The sequence below is a fragment of the Pseudarthrobacter sp. NamB4 genome, from assembly GCF_005796185.1.
Lineage (GTDB): Bacteria > Actinomycetota > Actinomycetes > Actinomycetales > Micrococcaceae > Arthrobacter.
Genome location: NZ_VAHM01000010.1, coordinates 45,561 through 65,949, shown reverse-complemented (window position 1 = coordinate 65,949; position 20,389 = coordinate 45,561). Strand labels below are relative to the sequence as shown.

Annotated in this window: 16 protein-coding genes; 14 read left to right on the top strand and 2 right to left on the bottom strand. The window is 66.5% G+C overall.

The features are described 5' to 3' along the window. The first annotated feature begins 8 nt into the window (after nt 1-8). From FDW81_RS11100 to FDW81_RS11060, 9 genes are all read left to right on the top strand, one after another. Nucleotides 9-2,201, top strand: a complete 2,193-nt coding sequence (locus FDW81_RS11100; protein ID WP_138134248.1) for a heavy metal translocating P-type ATPase — start codon at nt 9-11, stop codon at nt 2,199-2,201. A 43-nt stretch (nt 2,202-2,244) separates the two neighbouring features. Next, on the top strand, nt 2,245-2,712 hold the full coding sequence (locus FDW81_RS11095) for a hypothetical protein (RefSeq protein ID WP_138134247.1): 468 nt from the start codon (nt 2,245-2,247) through the stop codon (nt 2,710-2,712). Between the two features lie 74 nt (nt 2,713-2,786). After that, nucleotides 2,787-3,410 (top strand): DUF305 domain-containing protein, encoded by a 624-nt coding sequence (locus FDW81_RS11090; protein ID WP_138134246.1) that lies wholly within the window; start codon nt 2,787-2,789, stop codon nt 3,408-3,410. A 252-nt stretch (nt 3,411-3,662) separates the two neighbouring features. After that, nucleotides 3,663-4,298, top strand: a complete 636-nt coding sequence (locus FDW81_RS11085; RefSeq protein ID WP_138134245.1) for a low molecular weight phosphatase family protein — start codon at nt 3,663-3,665, stop codon at nt 4,296-4,298. 99 nt (nt 4,299-4,397) lie between these two features. Next, entirely contained in the window at nt 4,398-5,555 is a 1,158-nt protein-coding gene (locus FDW81_RS11080; RefSeq protein WP_138134244.1) for an LCP family protein, read from the top strand. Between the two features lie 45 nt (nt 5,556-5,600). After that, nucleotides 5,601-6,701 (top strand): LCP family protein, encoded by a 1,101-nt coding sequence (locus FDW81_RS11075; RefSeq protein ID WP_240720185.1) that lies wholly within the window; start codon nt 5,601-5,603, stop codon nt 6,699-6,701. Nucleotides 6,702-6,781: 80 nt separating this feature from the next. Further along, complete coding sequence (locus FDW81_RS11070; RefSeq protein WP_138134243.1) at nt 6,782-8,473, top strand: alkaline phosphatase; 1,692 nt, start codon at nt 6,782-6,784, stop codon at nt 8,471-8,473. Nucleotides 8,474-8,605: 132 nt separating this feature from the next. Continuing rightward, on the top strand, nt 8,606-9,391 hold the full coding sequence (locus FDW81_RS11065) for a histidine phosphatase family protein (protein ID WP_138134242.1): 786 nt from the start codon (nt 8,606-8,608) through the stop codon (nt 9,389-9,391). After that, nucleotides 9,375-10,298, top strand: a complete 924-nt coding sequence (locus FDW81_RS11060; protein ID WP_138134241.1) for an NAD(P)H-hydrate dehydratase — start codon at nt 9,375-9,377, stop codon at nt 10,296-10,298. The genes FDW81_RS11065 and FDW81_RS11060 overlap by 17 nt, the downstream gene beginning before the upstream one ends. 173 nt (nt 10,299-10,471) lie before the next feature. On the opposite strand, the gene FDW81_RS11055 is transcribed toward FDW81_RS11060, so the two are convergent. Beyond that, a complete protein-coding gene (locus tag FDW81_RS11055; protein ID WP_138134240.1) occupies nt 10,472-10,894 on the bottom strand; it encodes an Hsp20/alpha crystallin family protein in 423 nt (140 codons plus the stop codon). Nucleotides 10,895-11,740: 846 nt separating this feature from the next. On the opposite strand from FDW81_RS11055, the gene FDW81_RS11045 reads away from it, so the two are divergent. The 5 genes from FDW81_RS11045 to FDW81_RS11025 all read left to right on the top strand — a co-directional run bounded on the left by FDW81_RS11045 (nt 11,741) and on the right by FDW81_RS11025 (nt 19,023). Continuing rightward, nucleotides 11,741-13,954, top strand: a complete 2,214-nt coding sequence (locus FDW81_RS11045; RefSeq protein ID WP_138134238.1) for a S9 family peptidase — start codon at nt 11,741-11,743, stop codon at nt 13,952-13,954. 441 nt (nt 13,955-14,395) lie between these two features. Further along, nucleotides 14,396-15,184, top strand: coding sequence for a peptidoglycan-binding protein (locus FDW81_RS11040; RefSeq protein ID WP_171027181.1), 789 nt, complete (start codon nt 14,396-14,398; stop codon nt 15,182-15,184). Between the two features lie 6 nt (nt 15,185-15,190). After that, nucleotides 15,191-17,608 carry a hypothetical protein gene (locus FDW81_RS11035; RefSeq protein ID WP_138134237.1) on the top strand — a complete coding sequence of 806 codons (2,418 nt, stop codon included), beginning with the start codon at nt 15,191-15,193 and terminating at the stop codon, nt 17,606-17,608. 8 nt (nt 17,609-17,616) lie between these two features. Then, entirely contained in the window at nt 17,617-17,823 is a 207-nt protein-coding gene (locus FDW81_RS11030; RefSeq protein WP_138134236.1) for a DUF2945 domain-containing protein, read from the top strand. 3 nt (nt 17,824-17,826) lie between these two features. Then, on the top strand, nt 17,827-19,023 hold the full coding sequence (locus FDW81_RS11025) for an FAD/NAD(P)-binding oxidoreductase (protein WP_138134235.1): 1,197 nt from the start codon (nt 17,827-17,829) through the stop codon (nt 19,021-19,023). Nucleotides 19,024-19,112: 89 nt separating this feature from the next. Here the strand turns inward: FDW81_RS11025 and FDW81_RS11020 are convergent, their stop codons facing one another. Next, nucleotides 19,113-20,273: an acetate kinase gene (locus tag FDW81_RS11020; RefSeq protein WP_138134234.1), complete on the bottom strand. Its 1,161-nt coding sequence runs from the start codon at nt 20,271-20,273 to the stop codon at nt 19,113-19,115. Between the last annotated feature and the right edge of the window lie 116 nt (nt 20,274-20,389).

Genomic DNA, 20,389 nt, shown 5'->3' with positions numbered 1-20,389 from the left:
AGGATCCCATGCAAGACCACCAGCACCACCACGATACGCATCACGACGACGGCCGCCAGTCAGGCGGGACAGTCACCGCAGCGGATACAGCTTCAGCCGGCGCCGGACACCCCGGGCACGGCGTGCACCAGCATCCCGGGCATCATGGCCCCGGGCATCACGGTGACGAGTCCACCGCCCGCCATGATGACGACCACACCGTCCACACCCACGGCCAGCACGCCGGGCACAGCACGGCGATGTTCAAGAACAGGTTCTGGCTGACGCTGGCGCTGTCCGTCCCCGTGGTCTACTTCAGCCCCATGGTGGGCCACATCCTGGGCTACATTGCACCGGTGTTCCCCGGCTCAGCCTGGATCCCGCCGGTCCTGGGCACCGTCATTTTCCTGTACGGCGGCCAGCCCTTCCTCAAGGGCGGCCTGCAGGAAGTGAAGGACCGCCGGCCCGGCATGATGCTGCTGATCGCCATGGCCATCACCGTGGCGTTCGCTGCGTCCTGGGTCACCAGCCTTGGCATCGGTGACTTCGACCTGGACTTCTGGTGGGAGCTGGCGCTGCTGGTGGCCATCATGCTGCTGGGCCACTGGATTGAGATGCGCGCCCTGGGCTCGGCCCAAGGTGCCCTGGACGCCCTCGCCGCCCTGCTCCCCGACGAAGCAGAACGCATTACGGACACCGGCACTGAAACTGTTCCCGTCTCCGCACTCCGCCCCGACGACCTGGTCCTGGTGCGCTCCGGCGCCCGGATGCCGGCCGACGGAACCGTGGTGGAAGGGCAGGCCGAGTTTGACGAGTCGATGATCAGCGGCGAATCCAAGACCGTTCCACGCGGCCCAGGGGACACGGTGGTCGCCGGAACGGTCGCCACGGACACCAGCGTCCGGGTACGGGTCACGGCGGTGGGCGAGGACACTGCCCTTGCCGGGATCCAGCGGCTGGTGGCGGAGGCACAGGCATCATCCTCTCGGGCCCAGGCACTGGCTGACCGCGCTGCAGCCTTCCTGTTCTACTTCGCCGCCGGAGTCGGCGTGCTCACCTTCATCACGTGGACCCTGCTGGGCAGCGTCCCGGAGGCCGTCACCCGCACCGTCACGGTGCTGGTCATTGCCTGCCCGCACGCCCTGGGCCTGGCCATCCCGCTGGTCATCGCCATCTCCACCGAGCAGGCCGCCCGCGCCGGGGTGCTGATCAAGAACCGGATGGCGCTCGAGCGGATGCGGACCATCGACGTGGTCCTGTTCGACAAGACCGGCACGCTTACCAAAGGCGAGCCCGAGCTGAAGGATGTGGCCGCAGCCGAAGGCGTTGACACTGACAGCCTGCTGGCCCTGGCCGCCGCCGTCGAATCGGACAGCGAGCACCCCGTGGCGCGGGCCATCGTCCGGGCAGCCCGGGAACGGAACCTTGCCGTACCGGCGGCATCGGAGTTCACCTCGCTCACGGGCCGCGGCGTCCGGGCCACCGTGGACGGACGGAAGTTCCACGTCGGCGGGCCTGCGCTGCTGCGCAAGCTGGGCGCCGTCGAGCCTTCCGCCCTGGCGGAGTCCACGGGAGCATGGATGAAGCGCGGCGCTGCCGTACTGCATGTGATTGACGGCGGCGGCCGCGTACTGGGGGCAGTCAGTCTGGAGGACGCGGTGCGTGCGGAGTCGCGCCAGGCCGTGGGGGCCCTGCAGAACCGGGGCGTCAAGGTAGGCATGATCACCGGCGACGCCCGGCAGGTGGCCCAGGCCGTAGCCGCTGACCTGAAAATCGACGAGGTGTTCGCCGAAGTCCTGCCGGCGGACAAGGACAAGAAGGTGGCCGAGCTCCAGGTTCGCGGCCTGAAGGTGGCCATGGTGGGCGACGGCGTCAACGATTCGCCGGCCCTGGCCCGGGCCGAGGTGGGCATCGCGATCGGCGCCGGCACCGACGTCGCCATGGAGTCCGCCGGCGTGGTGCTCGCCGGGAACGACCCCCGCGCCGTGCTGTCCATGGTGGACCTGTCCCGCGCCAGCTACCGCAAAATGTGGCAGAACCTGCTATGGGCCACGGGCTACAACGTACTGTCCGTGCCGCTGGCCGCCGGCATCCTCGCGTTCGCCGGGGTAGTGCTCTCGCCGGCAGCCGGCGCGGTCCTGATGTCCGCGTCCACTATCGTGGTGGCCCTGAACGCACAGCTGCTGCGGCGAGTGAAACTGAACCCGTCCGAGGTACGTTGAGACTACGGAACCCGCTCAAGCCCCGCTCGAAGGAGGGAACAGCATGACCGCACGTGTCCGCGTCCTGTCGGCAGCCCTCCTCCGGGCGGGGCTGCTGGCTGCGGTCCTCACCATCGTGGCGGGGATCTTCGGGATGCACGTCATGACGGCAGGGCATTCGTCCCATGCAGGGCATGCCGGAGTTGGGGCGCCTGCTGCGGCACCGGCCAGTGAAGCGCACCCGGCGGGGCAGACCGCCGTCGGGCATTCCCATGCCGGGCACATTGCTGCTCCAGGCAGTGCAGCCGAGCCCTCCATAGCGTCTGCGTCCTGTGGCACCGGCTGCCCTGATGTGCAGGAGGCCGGCGCCTCCTGCATCCCCCTGGGCAAGACCGGCCCGCTCGCCGCCGTCCCGCCCCCGGCTACCCTGGCCGCACATCTCGAGCATGCGGGCGGCACGCAGAGAACCTCCGGTTACTCCTTTATTCCGTTAAGCCCAACTCCGGGTGAGCTGTCCATCAGTCGAACGTAAACGGACTGCGCCGCGCGGCTGATCCGCGCTGTAGAACGGCCCAGTTCACCTACTTTCCTGAAGGACCACCAAAAATGAACACGAAGATCAAGACCCTGTCCATCGCTGCTGCCCTGGCAGCCTCGCTCGGCCTCGCGGGCTGCGCTGCCGATTCCGGAAGCTCGGGCGGGAACACCATGCACGGCTCGAATCACGGCAGCCCCAGTGCGATGTCCAGCACGATGCCCGATGCCAGCGCCGACCATAACCAGGCGGACATCATGTTTTCGCAGATGATGATTCCGCACCACGCACAGGCCGTGGAGATGAGCGACCTGATCCTGGCCAAGCCGGACATGCCCGCGGACGTCACCGCCCTGGCCAGCAAGATCAAGGACGCGCAGGCGCCGGAAATCGAGCTGATGACCGGCTGGCTTGAAGAGTGGAACGTGCCCACCATGATGAGGGACCATTCCGGGCACGGGATGGGCGGCATGGTTGACTCCCAGGGCATGGAGAAGCTGAAGGAGGCGCAGGGAACGGAAGCAGTGCGGCTCTTCCTGGAGCACATGATCGGGCACCATGAAGGGGCCGTGGACATGGCGCAGCAGGAAATCGGCGCCGGCAAACACCCGGAGAGCATCCAGCTCGCCCGGGACATCATCACTGCGCAGGAAGCCGAGATCGCCCAGATGAAGGAGATGCTGCCGGCGCTCTGACCCTCCCGCCGGACGCTCTCTCACTTAAAGTGCCAAACCGGCCAACCCTCTCTCACCTACCGTGCCAAATCGGCCGATGCTCTCTCGCCTGCCGCCGGGAGGTGAGAGAGCATCCCGCAAAAAGCCACCTCTAGTGAGAGAGCGTTGGCGAAAAAGCCGCATCAAGTGAGAGAGCGTCGGGGGTATGCGTGTTAAGTTGAAAGTTCGCGGGCCGGACGGGCCGCGGGCACCGGTTGGAAAGAGACGCTCCCCTTGGATACATCCGAACCAGTAAGAATCCTGACCGTGTGCACCGGTAACATCTGCCGGTCGCCGGTGGCCGAGAGGCTGCTGCAGGCGGGGCTCGACCAGGTGGTGCCGGGCGGCTTCGAGGTCACCAGCGCAGGGACCCGGGCCCTGGTGGGCGAGCCCATGCAGCCTATCTCAGCAGACATCGTGCGGACCTTCGGCGGGGACCCGGAAAACTTCGCCGCCCGCCAGCTGAATTCGAAGATCCTGCGCGGGGTGGACCTCGTACTCACCATGACCGCGGGGCACCGCGGCGAAGTACTGCAGCTGGACGCGACCCTCCTCAAGCGGACCTTCACCATCCGCGAGTTTGCCCGGATGCTGGATGTCCTGGACCAGCGGGCAGCAGCCTCAGCAGGCAACGGCCTGGACGGGAATTACGACGGCGGCGGGCGGCTCGCTGCCAACACCGCCTTCTGGAAGAGCCTGCCTGCACGCGCGGCAGGGGTGCGTCACCTCGCCCTGGCCGGCGACCCGGCCGACAACGACATCGTGGACCCCTACCGCCGCGCCCCCGAGGTATACAGGCAGATGGAAGACCAGCTGGCGCCGGCGATCGTCTCCATCCTTCGCCATGCGCGCCTGAACGCACCCGCCTGACCGGCCGCCCGCCGTCACAATTTTATCCGTGGAATACTCTGCGGTTTTTCTGCGGATTCCCCCGATGTGAAGCATTTTTGCCGGTGCTAATTTTCCGGAATGAGCACCCAGCTGAAGCATCCAGGCAGCCAGCCGACCGGCTCTTCCGGCCCGGCGAAACCGCGCAAACGCCGTACCCTGCGGAACGTCCTGCTGGTATTCCTGGCCGTGGCGATCCTCATCCCTGCCTCCGTGGGCGCCTACCTTTTCAGCCTGGGACAGATCTACGACTCCAAGACCACCACCATCGACAATCCGTTCCCGCCCGAATCCACCAGGCCACAGCGCCAGGGGGCGGGCGCCGTGCCGGGAGAAGCCGGCGGGGCAACCGGAAGCGGGCCTGATGCCGCGCCAGGTGCCGGAGCGGCGGAAGGCAGCCGGAATGCCGGTGCCGGCGGCGCCCTGAACATCCTGGTGATGGGCAGCGACAGCCGCGGCGCTACAACGGAGGAAGCAGTGTCAGGCGGCAATTCGAACCAGCGCGCAGACACCCTGATGCTGGTTCACATCCCCGCGGACCGGTCCAATGTCTATTCCATCTCTCTGATGCGTGACCTGTGGGTGGACATCCCCGGCAACGGCCAGGCCAAGATCAATGCGGCCCTAGCCTACGGCGGCGTGCCGCTGATGGTACAGACGGTTGAATCGCTGTTCAACCAGCGGATCGACCACGTTGCCATGATCGACTTCGAGGGATTCGTGGGAATGACGGACGCCCTGGGCGGGGTGGAAGTGAACATCACCCAGCCGTTCAAGTCGCCGCACAGCGGCCGCTCCTACACCAAAGGCCCCGCAGTCCTGGACGGCGGGAAGGCCCTTGACTTCGTCCGCGAACGCTACGCATATGCGGACGGCGACTACCAGCGGGTGCGAAACCAGCAGGCTTTCCTGCAGGCATTGATCGCCAAGAACCTCAGCAGGGAAACGCTCCTTAATCCGGTGAAGGTCCACAACGTCATCAGTTCCATGGCTCCCTATGTCGCCGTGGACAGCGGGCTGGACGCGGCGACCCTGGCCCGGCTGGGGCTGGAGCTGCGGGACGTCCGGGGCGAGGACATGAAGATGTTCACCCTTCCCACCCTTGGCACAGGAACGTCTGCCGACGGCCAATCGATTGTGCTGCCGGATTACAGCTCCATCGCCGGCATTTCCGCAGCGTTGGCAGATGACAGTTTGGACAAGTTCGTAGCCAGTAAGGGGCTCGCGGGCGGAAACTGATCCCACCAACGCAACTTCCGCCCAGCACGATGAGGTGAAGGTCCAGTGAGCACCCCTGGCGGTTCCGACCCATCCGGCCCTGAGGCCGGCCCGCAGAGCATGGTGGCCCACGGCCGCCGCCGCTGGATAGCCGCACTGCTCGCGCTGGTCCTGGTGGCGGCCGCCGTCGTCGCCGTGGTCAGCCTGAACCGTTCCGGCACCGGGGCGCGGCCCACTGCCACACAGAGCGAATCATCGTCGCCCTCGCCGTCAGGAATGCCTTCAGAGACACCTCCACCTCCCCCGGCCCCGGCTCCCCCGCCCCCTCCGGAACCGATCCCGGAACACCCCGCGGTGCCCATGAATGTGCTGGTGATCGGCAGCGACATGCGCGGCGTCGCGAAGGATGCAGCAGCCCACACCGCAGCCACCGGCCAAGCGTCGGACCACCGGGCCGACGCGCTGATGGTGGTCCACGTGCCCGCCGACCGGCGGACCCTGTACATCATCTCGATCAACCGCGACACGTGGGTGGACATCCCGGGGTTCGGCGGCGGAAAGATCAACGCTGCCCTGCAGTACGGCGGGATTGACCTGCAGGTGGCCACCGTCCAGTCACTGCTGGGGATCACTATCGACCACTCCCTGATGCTGGACTTCGGCGGACTCAAGCTCCTTACCGACGCACTGGGCGGAATTGATGTGAACGTGCCCATCCCGTTCCAGTCCACGCACGACACAGGGCACATCTTCACGCCCGGCGTTAATCATCTGGACGGGCAGGCGGCGCTGGAATTCTCCCGCGAGCGCTACGCCTTCTCGGACGGCGATTTCCAGCGGGTGCGCAACCAGCAGATCCTGCTCAAGGCGATCCTGGCCAGGCTGACGGCCGGCGGGGCACTGAACGACGTCAACGCCGTCCGCGGGCTGGTGAATCTCGCCTCCTGCTGCCTGACAGTAAACAAGGGCTTCGATCTGGCTCAGGCCGCCATCCTTGCCTACAGCCTGCGCAACCTGGACGCGAACGCGATCGGCACCATGACCCTGCCGACGGCGGGCTCAGGATTCGTGGCGGGGCAGTCCGTCCTGTTCCCGGATTACGGCGGTATTGACGCCGTAGGTGCGGCCCTCCGGGAGGGGCGGATCGGCGAGTTCGCCAGGCCATAGTCCCGGTTGTTCAATCCGGGCTCACCGGCCGTTCATTCAAGGGCAACGATCCGTGCGCCGGGGTGCGGAAGCCTGACGCCATGACTGATTCCTCCCGGGCCTTCATTTCCCGCCGCACCATCGTCAAGGGTTCCGTCCTCGCCGCCGCCCTGGCCTCCGTCCCTGCCGCCGCGAACGCCACGACCGCAAAATCCCCGGCCGGCGTCGCACTGGTCCGGAACCGGCTCACGCTGCCCAGCGGCATCGCCACCGGGGACGTGACCTCGGATTCGGCAGTGCTGTGGTCCCGATCCTCAGGAGCTGGCCGGATGACGGCGGTGCTGCGGGCAGTGGACGACGGCGGCGGCATCCTGCGCGGGCGCGGTGCCTTCGAGCGGGTCCTCCGCGGGCCACGCGCCACCCAGGCGTCCGACTTCACGGCCAAGATCCACGCCGGCAACCTGCCGTCCAACACGCGGTTCGCGCTGGAGATCAGCTTCGAGGACGACGGCGGCGCGGGGGGCGAGACGGCCCGTGGCACCTTCCGCACCGCTCCCGGCGCCGGGACCTACAACGGCAAGGGCCGCACCGGCGAGACGAGCAACGGAGGCGAGGTCCCGGCGTCGTCCGCCCAAAGCTTCGTGTGGACCGGCGACACGGCGGGCCAGGGCTGGGGCATCAACGAGGAAATCGGCGGGATGCGCGGCTACCGGGCCATGCACCAGACCCGCCCGGACTTCTTCATCCACTCCGGCGACACCGTGTACGCGGACGGGCCGCTGGCCGAAACGGTGATGGAGAAGGACGGGCAGGTGTGGCGGAACCTGGTCACAGAGGAGGTCTCCAAAGTAGCGGAGACGCTCGATGAGTACCGCGGCAGGCACCGTTACAACCTGATGGACGCCAACATGCGGGCCATGTTCGCGGACGTCCCCGTGATCGCAAACTGGGACGACCACGAGACCACCAACAACTGGTACCCCGGCGAGATCCTGGACGACCCCCGCTACACGGTCCGTGACGTCAACACCCTGGCCGCGCGCGGCCGGCAGGCGTGGCAGGAGTACATGCCGATCGCTGAGGGTGCCGCAATGTGGCGGCCCGGTACTTTCAACGACGCCGGCCAGTACCAGCCGGCACGCATCTACCGGAAGATTTCCCGCGGCCCGCAGCTGGACATCTTCTGCCTGGACATGCGAACTTTCAAGTCACCCAACACCGACGGCAAGGAGGCCTATGCCACCAGCATTTTGGGGCAGGAACAGGTGGACTGGCTGATCCGGGAGGTGTCGGCGTCGAAGGCCACGTGGAAGGTGATCGCCGCGGACCTGCCGCTGGGCATCATCGTGCCCGACGGCCCCATGAACCAGGAAAGCCTGGCCAACCGGGATCCCGGCGCACCCCTGGGCCGGGAGCTGGAGATCGCCGGGGTGCTGAGCGCTTTCAAGCGGAAACGGGTAAAAAACGTCGTTTGGCTGACCGCCGACGTGCATTACTGCGCAGCCCACCACTACTCGCCCGAGCGGGCAGCATTCACTGACTTCGACCCGTTCTGGGAGTTCGTGGCCGGCCCCATCGCTGCCGGGTCCTTCGGACCCAACGCGATGGACGGCACCTTCGGGCCCGAGGTGGTGTTCTCCAAAGCCGGCCGGTTCCCCGGCGAATCACCGCGCGACGGCGAAAACCAGTTCTTCGGGCACGTCCAGCTGGGCGAAGACAACAGTTTCACGGCCAGCCTCCGAAACGCGAACGGCACCACGGTGTTCTCCAGGGTGCTGACACCGGAGCGGTAGCACCCGCGGCGGCCCCTGGCGCCGGCCGGTGCGCACCGCCGTAGTTCATGACTGCTGCCCCGCGTTTACTGCCGGCGCTCCATGGGTACGCCGGTGGTAGTGTTCCTGCATTCGGCACGGCACGCGGACGGGGTGATTCTTGTGAAAGAGGAACAGCTGACAGAGGCTGTCCAGGAAGCCGGGGCGGTGGAGCTCCTGCTGATCCGCCATGGTGAGAGCGAAGGCAACGTCGCGGCCACGGAGGCGCGGCAGACGGGGGCGGAGGTAATCGCAGTGCCGGCCCGTGACGCTGACGTGAACCTTTCCGGCACGGGACAGGAGCAGGCAAAAGCCCTGGGCATGGCGCTGGCCCGGATCGCCGAAGAGTTCCGGCCGGACACCGTGGTTTCCTCGCCCTACGCCCGGGCACTGCAGACGGCGGAAATTGCCGTGGAGGCGGCGGGCTGGCCGGTGAAGGTACGTACCGATGAACGGTTGCGGGACCGCGAGCTCGGCATCCTGGACCGGCTTACCCGGCTGGGCGTGGAGAAACGTTTCCCCGAGGAGGTGGAACGCCGTGAGTGGCTCGGGAAGCTGTACTACCGGCCTCCGGGCGGCGAATCGTGGGCAGACGTTGCACTGCGGCTGCGCTCTGTCCTGGCCGAGCTGAACAACCTCGGCACTGGACACCGGGTGATGCTGGTCTGCCACGACGCCGTGATCATGCTGTTCCGGTATGTGCTCGAAGGGCTGAGCGAAAAGGAGGTCCTGGACCTGGCCGCCAGCACCTCGGTGCTGAACGCATCCTTGACCCGGTACGTCCGGCCAGCCGGCGAAGGTCCTTGGACGCTGGAGAGCTTCAATGTGGCCGACCATCTGACCGAGCAGGGCGTCACAGTGACCGAGCACGGCGGGGACACCAGTGTCCACCCCCGGTAAGGCTGACGAAGCAACGCTGGTAACGCCGTCGCTGCTGCGCGACTGGCCGCTGCCGGCTGCGGGCGAGGACAAGTACTCACGCGGCTCGGTCCTGGTGATCGGTGGAGCCCGGGGCACACCCGGCGCTGCCCTGCTCGCCGGCACCGCAGCACTGCGCGCAGGTGCCGGGAAGCTGACGCTGGCCGTCGCCGAGTCCGTAGCTGTACAGGTTGGGGTTGCGCTGCCCGAGTGCGGGGCCATGGCACTGCCCGAGACGGCTGACGGGTCCGTGAGCGGCGAAGGGCTGGACCGGATTTCCAAGTACCTGGACCGGGCCGATGCGGTTTTGGTGGGCCCGGGCCTCGACGATCCCCGCCTGGCCGAGGGGTTGCTGCGGGCCCTGCTGGAGCGGGAGGAACCTTCCGGCGGGCCGGACGGTGAAGGCCGTGCCGCCGTCGTCCTTGACGCCTACGCGCTCGGCGGACTGGTGAAGCTGGAGGACCAACTGGACCCCTGGCGGGGCCGGCTGATCCTGACGCCTAATCCCAAGGAGACTGCGGTACTGCTGGGCCGGGACGTGGAGGACCTGGAGGCGGATGTTGCCACGGTTGCCAAGCGTTTCGACGCCGTGGTGAGCTGCCAGGGCCTGATCGCGCGCCCTCCCGGTAATGATCCGGAAGAGCCCGAACTATGGAAGATCACCACGGGATACGGCGGTCTTGGAACGTCCGGCAGCGGTGATGTCCTCGCCGGCGCAATCGCAGGCCTTCGAGCCAGGGGAACCAGCGACGTGCAGGCCGCGTGCTGGGGAAGCCACCTTCATGCGGCAGCTGCGGACAGGCTGGCCAGCCGGCTGGGACCCCTTGGCTTCCTCGCCCGCGAACTCGCCGACGAGCTGCCGGCCCTGATGCTGGAGCTGAACACCTAGCTCCTCCGATAACTTCCCGGACATGAGACGACCCCCGGCCGAAGCCGGGGGCCGCCATATCGGGAAGTGCGGGTGTAGGCTGCCGGTGCGCCATAGGCGCTGTGGCGTGCATACTTGGCGATCCGCCCTAGAGGCAGTCAGCAAATGCCCGACGTCCCGATCCTGTGTTGAAACTAGGCGGCAATCTCCTGCTTTGCCCCCTTCGTCTCAATTTCGATCTTGCGCGGCTTGGCCTTTTCGGCGACAGGAATCCGCAGCGTCAGGACACCGGCGTCGTACGTAGCCTTCACATTCTCAGCATCCAGGGTGTCCCCGAGGATCAGCTGGCGGCTGAATACGCCGCGCGGCCGCTCGGAGGCGATCAATTCGGTGTCCTTGCCTGCAGGTTCGGGGCGCTCGGCCCGTACCGTCAGGACGTTCCGTTCCACATCCAGATTCACAGAATCCAGTGCGACACCGGGCAGATCAAAGGCGACTACAAATTCCTGGTCCTCCCGCCACGCGTCCATTGGCATCGCTGCCGGGCGCGCCGCCGTGCCGAGGACCTGCTGGGCCAGCCTGTCCAGCTCGCGGAACGGATCGGTTCGCATCAACATGGCTTTCCCTCCTCGTAAGAGACGGTCCAACACTTGTTTTTGGTATCAGCCGATCTGTATTGGCTGATATAGATTTTTTAGCACTCGAGAAGGAGATCCGCAAGGGGTTCCAGCGGGGATTTTCCGGACTTTTTTGGTGCTTCCGCAAGCACGCCTGAGGGGCCCTTTGCGGCATGCAAAAGGCGCCTCAGCGCGGGTGTATCAGCTCCTGGTCGGGTCCGGGCGAAGCGGTGCCGGGCCGGGATCCGGTACCGGCAACGGGCCGGGCGGCTCAGGCGTAGGGAAAGGATTCGGAGCAGGCGGACCGGGGTGGCCCGGATGTGTGGGATCCGGCTGGTCCGGGCCCGGTTCAGGCGGAAACGGCTCGGGCTCGTGCACTGGCGGGATGGTCATTGACGTTCCCCTCTCAGGTTCGGTGGACGTGCCTTGGCGTGAACAGGATACGCCGGACACCTCAAGCCCACTAGGGCGGCCCCGGCTCCGTAGCCCGGGATGGCGCTGAACAACGGCAGCCAGCCAGGCAGCCCCGGCAGAGCCCCCGGCACCCGCAGGCACTCCACGGAGGTCCGGGCCCTGACTGCGCCCTCCATTCGTGGAGCCCCCGATAAACTCCGCGACTGTCCTGCGCCCACCAAAGCTGCAACCCAAAACCCGGACTACTTTCCTGCCCCGGCTCCCTTCGATGTACCCCCCACCCTTCCGCAGAGGCGCTCCCGGCATCAGGGGCTTTCGCCCCTTTCATCCGCCTCCGCAGCCGGGCACCCGAAGGAACCGATGCAACGGAGGCGTGATTCCCCGGTAGCGAACGGCGGCCATTTTGTCGCTGCGGATCTATATATTGAGGGAATGACCCAGACTTTGCGGGATTCCGCCGCCACTGCCACTCCCATCCCGCCGGCAGCCAGAAAGGTCCCGTCCGAGCGCCGCCACCATGGGGACACGTTCGTGGACAACTACGAGTGGCTCAGGGACAAGGAATCCGCCGAGGTCGTGGAGCACCTGAAGGCTGAAAACGCCTACCAGGAAGCAATCACGGCGCACCAGGAGCCCCTGCGAGAGTCGATCTTCCAGGAGATCAAGGGCCGCACCCAGGAGACCGACCTCTCCGTCCCCCACCGCAAGGACGGCTGGTGGTACTTCAGCCGCTCGGCAGAAGGCAAGGAATATGGCATCCAGTGCCGGCTGAGGGCCGCCGATACCGAGGACCAGATTGCCGACTGGACTCCCCCGGCTGTGCAGCCCGGCCTGGAGATCCCCGGGGAGGAGGTCCTGCTGGACGGCAACGTGGAGGCGGAGGGCAAGCCCTTCTTCGCGGTGGGCGGTTCGGCCGTGACCGTGGACGGGAACCTGTATGCCTACGCCGTGGACAACTCGGGGGACGAACGCTTCACCCTCCGGATCAAGGACCTCCGCACGGGAGAGCTGCTGCCGGACGTCATCGAGAACATCTTCTACGGCATCGCCTTCTCCCCCGACGGCACCCGGATTTTCTACACGGTGGTGGATGATGCGTGGCGCCCCTACCAGGTGAAGGCCCACACGCTGGGGACGCCGGTGGCCGAGGACGTGGTCATTTACCGAGAGGACGACGCCGCCATGTGGCTGGGCTTCGAGCTGTCCTCCGACAGGCGCTACCTGGTGCTGGGGATCGGATGCTCCGAATACAGCGAAACCCGCTTGCTCCGCTTCGACGATCCCGCGCAGGAACTTACTACGGTCATTTCCCGGGACGAGCGCGTGCTCTACGAGGCCGAGCCGTTCCTGCTGGATGGCGAGGAACGCATCCTGCTCACGCACAACCGCGGCGCAATCAACTCCATGGTCTCTTTGGCGGACCCGGCCGAGCTCGCCAAGCCGCTCGCGGAACAGCAGTGGGTCACCGTCGTCGGGCATTCCGACGACGTCCGAGTCAATGGTGCCGGCGTCACCTCCACTCACCTTATCGTTTCCGTGCGCAAGGACACCATCGAGCGGGTTCAGTTCATTGGGCTGGCCGGGCTCGGCACTCCGGAACAGGAGACCCCGGTGGAGCCGGCCTTCGACGAGGAGCTGTACACCGCCGGCGTCGGTGGTTCGGATTACGAGGCACCGGTCATCCGCCTGGGCTATACCTCCTACTTCACGCCGTCCCGGGTGTACGATTTCGTGCTGCCCGCTGCGGAACGCCCCGCTGGAGAGCTGCTGTTGCGCAAGGAAAGCCCGGTCCTGGGCGGATACGACGGCAGCGACTATGTGGCAACCCGGGAATGGGCGGTGGCCGCGGACGGTACCAGGATTCCGCTCTCTGTGCTGCGGCACAAGGCCGTCAAGCAGGACTCGACGGCGGCCGGCCTGGTGTACGGGTACGGCTCCTATGAAATGAGCATGGACCCCGGCTTCGGAATTGCCCGGCTTTCGCTGCTGGACCGCGGAGTGGTGTTCGTGATTGCGCACATCCGCGGCGGCGGCGAGCTGGGCCGGCACTGGTACGAGAGCGGCAAGAAGCTGGACAAGAAGAACACCTTCACCGACTTCGTGGACGCCACCGACTGGCTGGCGAACTCCGGCTGGGTGGACCCGTCCCGCATCGCTGCCCTGGGCGGCTCTGCCGGCGGCCTGCTCATGGGCGCCGTTGCAAACATGGCTCCCGAGAAGTATGCGGCGATCGTGGCGCAGGTGCCGTTCGTGGACGCCCTCACCACCATCCTTGATCCGGAACTTCCGCTTTCGGCGCTCGAGTGGGAGGAGTGGGGCAACCCCATCACCGACCCCGAGGCCTACGCCTATATGAAGTCCTACTCCCCCTACGAAAACGTGCGGGAGGCGGCCTACCCCAAGATCGCCGCCGTCACGTCGTTCAACGACACCCGGGTCCTTTATGTGGAGCCGGCCAAGTGGGTGCAGGAACTGCGCAACAAGACCACGGGCACCGAGCCGATCGTCCTGAAGATCGAGATGGACGGCGGCCACGGCGGAGCGTCCGGCAGGTATGTGCAGTGGCGCGAGCGGGCCTGGGACTACGCGTTTATCGCGGATGCCTTGGGGGCGACGGAACTGCTGCCGGGAGCCGGGCTGAAGTAGGCACCGCGTTCCGAAGCGTACGACGGCGCGGGTGCCGTCGTCGGCCGCTTCCAGGGTCATGGTGATGGTGAAGTCGATTTTGCCTCCAACTGACTTGGACACCATGCTCCGGGGCGGATCGAACTCGGTGATCTCGACGGTCCAGTCGAACTGCCGGCCCATGATCCTGCTGGTTCCCCGCCCACGGGCTCCTACCCCGAGGGCTGTATCACAGCGCCAGATTGGAGCCACGGGCGGCCTGTGTCAATGCCCCGCCGGGGACTGGCAAGCACTCCTGGCGGGCACTCTCCTTCCGCCCGTGCACCGCGTTGACCAGCAGTAATACTTCTCTCGCGGGAATCCCTGCAGTGTGCAAAAAAGCTAACCATGCTTACTATTGTCTGGCGCCGGGCTGCCCGCTGGGGGCAGGAGAACCCGTGCCGGACCGGAGGTTGCAGAAACATGGAACATGAGATGCGTCCCCTCAGCGATGACGAACTGATGTCGGAGCAGGCCACGGCTTTGCCGGACAAGGAAGTTGCTTCCGTCCTGGACCTGAACGCGGACCTGGACTTGGGCATCGACGCAGCGGCACCCATCGACCTGGCCGTCGCCGCCAATGCGAATGTGGCGGCACCGATCGACGCTGCGGCGTCAGCCAACATCCTCTCCTTCGGTTCAGAGGCCCAGGCCCTGGCGGACCAGGGCGTCATGATCGAGCAGGGCATTACTGCCGATGCGAATGCCGAATCCACCCAGGACAGCATCATTGACCAAAGCAACGACACCATCGAGGACGACACGACGGCGGCCGGCGCCACAGCGGGCACCGGCACCACGGAGGCGGGGACCGGCACCACGGAGGCGGGGACCGCTCCAGGAACGGTCGACGGCGCTGCACTCCGTCCCGACGGGACCCTGCCCGATGGCACCCTCCCGGATGGCGTCCTCCCCGAGGAGACTCTGCCGGACGTGGGTGCGCTGCCGGTGGATCCCGCAGCTGCCCTGGACGGGGACCTGCTCAACGTTAACGTGGACCTTGCAGCGGACGCCGACATCACGGCGCCCATCAACGGCGCCGTGGCAGCAAACGCCAACGTGGCTGCACCCATCGACGCCGCCGTTGCTGCGAACATCGGCTCCATCGACAGCCAGGCCTATGCGGTAGCCGAGCAGGACGCCATCATCTCCCAGCACATCGACGGTGAAGCGAACGCCTCCGCAGACCAGCAGTCCGACCTTGCGCAGTAAGCGGAGATGAGCCACGCCGCCGGCAACCCGGGCCCTGTGGCCGGCCCGCCGTCCTCCCCGGCATCGCTTGCCGAGCACCCGCAGCAGGTGCCTGCGCGTGCCCAGGGTGTTCAGCTTCTGGGGCAGTCTGAGGGATCGGGGTACCGGGAGGCCCCGTCACTGGTGCGTCGCTCGGATGGCCAGACACTACAGCTGACACGCCTGCTCTACCTGGTGCTGGAGGCGGCTGACGGTTCACGCAACGTGGAGGAGATTGCCCGGCACGCCAGCGATGGTTCTGGACGCCTGGTCAGCGCCGGCAACGTGCGCACCCTGATGGATTCGCAGCTCCTGCCCCTGGGCCTGCTTCGCCTGACGGACGGTTCCGAGCCAGAGGTCAAAAAGGCAGACCCCCTGCTGGGCATGCGCTTCCGATACACGGTCACGGATCCCGAACGCACCCGGAGAATCACCGCACCCTTCGCAGCCCTGTTCAATCCGTTTCTCGTGGCGGTGGTCACGGCGGCGTTCCTTTCCACGTGTTGGTGGGTGCTCATGGTGAAGGGCCTGGGTTCAGCCACCCACGAGGCCTTCGCAAACCCCCCTCTGCTGTTGCTGGTTTTTGCCATCACCATCCTCTCCGCCGGCTTCCACGAGTTCGGCCATGCCGCCGCCGCGCGCAGGGGCGGGGCAACTCCGGGTTCCATGGGTGCGGGGCTCTACCTGGTATGGCCCGCCTTTTTCACTGATGTCACCGACTCCTACAGGTTGGGCAGGGGCGGGCGCCTCCGCACCGACCTTGGCGGCCTCTACTTCAACGCGATCATCGCGGTCGCCGTCATGGGGTTGTGGTGGGCCACCGGCTTTGACGCGCTGTTGCTGGTGGTGGTCACGCAGATCCTGCAGATGGTCCGGCAACTGCTCCCGCTGGTGAGGTTCGACGGGTACCACATCCTCGCTGACGCTGCCGGCGTACCCGACCTGTTCCAGCGCATCAAGCCCACGCTCCTGGGACTGCTGCCCTGGAACTGGGGAAAACCGGAAAACCGGATCCTGAAGCCTTGGGCCAGGGCTGTGGTGACGGCGTGGGTCCTGGTCACCGTGCCGTTGCTGCTGCTCAGTCTGGCCTTGATGGTGATCGCGCTGCCGCGGCTGCTGGCCACCGCTTGGGACAGCGCCTCCAGACAGCAGGACCTGCTTGCCGGGAGCCTTTCCGTCGGGGACTTAGCCGGGGCTGCCGTCCGTGTGCTGGCCATAATCGCTGTCGCACTTCCCATCCTGGGCATGCTGTACATCCTTCTCCGGCTGCTGCGTCAGCTGGTCACCGTGCTGTTGCAGAAGACCCGCGGTAAAACGCTCCAACGGACTGCCGCCATGGGTGCCATAGCCGCGTTGCTCGCGGGGCTCGCGTGGGCCTGGTGGCCCGACGGCGGGACGTACCGCCCCGTGCAGCCATACGAACGCGGCACGCTGGAGGACGTCACGACGTCGGTCCTGCCGCAAAGCAGCAAAATAATGCTGAGGGCAGGCGGCAGCGGCAGGACGGTGGCACTGTGGCCTGCAGGTGTGTCCAGGCCAACCAGGGAGAACCCCCAGCTGAGCATGGTGCTGGTCCCCGCAGAGGGGCCGGCTGCTCCGGGCGGATCCGGGGCATCCGCCACCACCCCCGCCGCTGCCCCACCATCCTGGGTGTTCCCGTTCGACCGCCCCGCGGTGCCCGAGGAGGACGGCAACCAGGCACTCGCCGTGAACAGCACCGACGGTTCGGTTGCCTACAGTGTGGCGTTTGCGCTCGTTTGGGCAGAGGACGGCGAAACAGTGGACACGAGGAATGAGGCCTATGCCTTCGCCAGCTGCACCGGCTGCGCCGCCGTGGCGGTGGGCTTCCAAGTGGTCCTCGTCGTGGGCCAAACGAATGTCGTTGTTCCCGAAAACCTCTCCGCGGCAGCCAATTACAACTGCCTGGACTGCCTCACCTACGCGCTTGCGAGCCAGCTGGTCCTCACCCTGGATGGGCCGCTGGGCGAAGGCAGCCTGGCACAGCTGAATGCATTGTGGGCAGAGATTGCAGAATATGGCCGGAACATCCGGAACGTGCCGCTCTCGGAGATCCAGGCCCGGCTTGCCGAATACAAGGAGCAGATTACAGCCATCATCAAGGCTGATCCCAGCGGCACGAAGGCCACCGGTTCAGCCACGCCTTCCGGTGCACCGGCCCCGACAATGACGGATGCCGCCGCCGGAACTCAGGATGTACCTGCCACCCAAGTACCAGGCGGAGGGGCACCGCCTCCGGCAGGGACCGCGGTTCCAACCGCCCCGGCAACTCCGCCCGCAAGTGGCGCGCCACCGTCATACGCCCCCGTTGAGACGCCGCTCCCTACGGCGGATACTGGGGGCATGGCCCCGCCCGCGGAGCCCCTACCCACCACAAACCCCAGCTAGGAGAACAGATGTCGTTGAGCAAGGGAACGCATGTGGAGTGGAACACTTCGCAGGGCAAGACGCACGGCAAGATCGTGGAAAAGAAAACCAGCGACTTTGAACTCGACGGGCACAAGCACCGGGCCAGCGAGGATGAACCGCAGTACGTGGTGGAGTCGGACAAGACCGGCGCCAGGGCAGCGCACAAGGCCTCTGCCCTGACCGAAAAGAAGTAACACATGGCCGCGCAGCACGAAGTGGTCATCATCGGCGGCGGCAACGGGGGCGTTTCCCTGGCTGCCCGCCTGGAACGCTACGGCATCAAGGACGTGGCCCTGATCGAGCCCAAGGACCACCACCTCTACCAGCCGCTGTTCTCGCACATAGCTGGCGGCCGGGCCCAGGCAAAGGAAGCCGTCCGCTCCCAGGAATCAGTGACGCCCACGGGTGTGACCTGGATCCGGGACAGCGCCGTGGACGTGGACACAGATGCCAACACTGTGACCCTGGCATCCGGATCCACCGTCTCCTACGGGCAACTGGTGGTGTGCCCCGGGCTGCAGTACGACTGGGACAGCGTGCCTGGGCTGGCCGAGGCGGTGCATTCGCCGAACGGGACCTCCCACTACGAGTTCGAACTGGCGCCCAAGGCTTGGACCCTGCTGAGTGGGCTCACATCGGGAACGGCCGTTTTCACGATGCCGGCCGGTCCCATCAAATGCGGCGGCGCCAGCCAGAAACCCATGTACCTGGCCTGCGACTACTGGCGGGAACAGGGCGTGCTGGACAAGATCAGGGTGGTCATGGTCCAGCCCTACCCCACGGTGTTCGGGGTTCCCGAGGTGGACCGGGAGCTTGACCGCAAGATCGCCGAGTACGGCATTGAGCTGTGGACCAACAGCGAGCTGGTGTCCGTGGACGCGGTCGGGCAAAAAGCCACTATCCGGAACATTGAAACCGGTACGGAAGAAAACCTGCACTATGACGTCCTCAACGCCGTTCCCCCGCAGTCGGCGCCCAACTGGCTCAAGGCCACTGACCTTCCTGCGGCAGGCGACGCCGGGGGGTTCGTGGAAGTGGACCGACAGACACTGCGGCACATCAGGTTCCCGAACGTGTGGTCCCTGGGCGATGCGGCCGGGACCACCAACTCCAAGTCGGGCGGGGCCCTGCGCAAGCAGACCAAAGTCCTGGCCAAAAACCTGGTCGCCGCACGGAAGGGCAAGCCGCTCCCCGCCAAGTACAACGGCTACTCCGTGTGCCCCTTCACGGTATCCCGCGACACGGTGGTGTTCGCCGAGTTCGACGACAGGTTCCGCCCCATGCCCACCGTCCCGCGTGTTCCCACGTGGAACGAGAGCAAACTGTCCTGGGTGGTGGACCGGGACGTGTTCCCGCAAATCTACTGGAACCTGATCCTCAAAGGCAGGGCCTGACCTGAGAGAGCGCCCCCGAAAACCCCACATCAAGTGAGAGAGCGTCCCGGAAAACCCAACATCAAGTGAGAGAGCGTCCCTCGGGTTGACTAGCTTGGAGAGTTGACGACGGCGGCAGTCGCCTCCGCGATCGCCTGTTCCTCGTCGGTGGGAACCACCAGGACGGGGATGGCGGACTGTGCCGTGGAAATGACGCGCGGCTCCTTGGACCGCTCGCCATTCAGGACGGCGTCGAGTTCGATGCCCAGGGCGCCGAGCTTGTCCGCCACCAGGGCGCGGAACTGGTGTGAGTTCTCGCCAATGCCGGCTGTGAACACCAGGGCCTTCGCCCCGCCGACGGCCACGTGGTACCCGCCGATGTACTTGGCCAGCCGGTAAGACGCGACGGCGAGCGCCATGGCAGCCCGGGCATCACCGGCCTCGGACGCTTCCACCACCGAGCGCATGTCGTTGTTGCCGGCCAGGCCCTTCAGCCCGGATTCCCGGTTGAGCATGGTGTCGATGTCCTCCGGCGTCCAGCCTGCCCGGCCTAGGAACACCAGGATGGACGGGTCCAGGTCGCCTGAGCGGGTTCCCATCACCAGGCCTTCGAGCGGGGTAAAGCCCATGGAGGTGTCCACGGAGCAGCCGCCCTGGATCGCGGTGACCGAGGCCCCGTTGCCCAGGTGGGCGATGACGCCGTCGAACTCCTCCGCCGGGAGGTCCAGCAGCGCGGCCGCGCGGCGGGTGACGTATTCGTGGGATGTGCCGTGGAAGCCGTAGCGGCGGATGCCGTGGTTGGTGTAGAGCTCATCCGGCACCGCATAGCGCCAGGCGTGCTCGGGGAGGGTGCGGTGAAAGGCGGTGTCGAAGACAGCCACCTGCGGCATGTCCGGCCACTTCCTGGTGATGGCCCGGATGCCCAGAACGTTGGCCGGGTTATGCAGCGGCGCCAGCGGGTTGAGCCGCTCGATGGCCCTGGTGATCTCGTTGTCGATCAGCACGGGCTCGGCAAACCGCTCGCCGCCGTGCACCACCCGGTGCCCCACCGCACCCAGTTCCAGGTCTCCCAGTTCCTGGTGGATTGCGGCGTCCACCTGCTCCAGCGCCTCTGCATGATCCCTAGGGCCCTCGATCTCGCCGTCCCCGCCGCCGCCGTTGCCCATGCCGATCTTCTCGATCAGCCCCTCGGTCAGGACGCTGCCGGCGGCGACATCGCGCACCTGGTACTTGAGCGAGGACGAGCCGGAATTGATGACGAGCACGAGCATGCGGGGCCTCCTGAGCCTTGCTTCTGCAGTTCAGTCCCCACTATAGGTTGCTCCGCCGGCGGTTTCCTTGCGGATGGGCGCCGGCTGTGCCTAGAGTCGGCAGACAGGCTGGACCA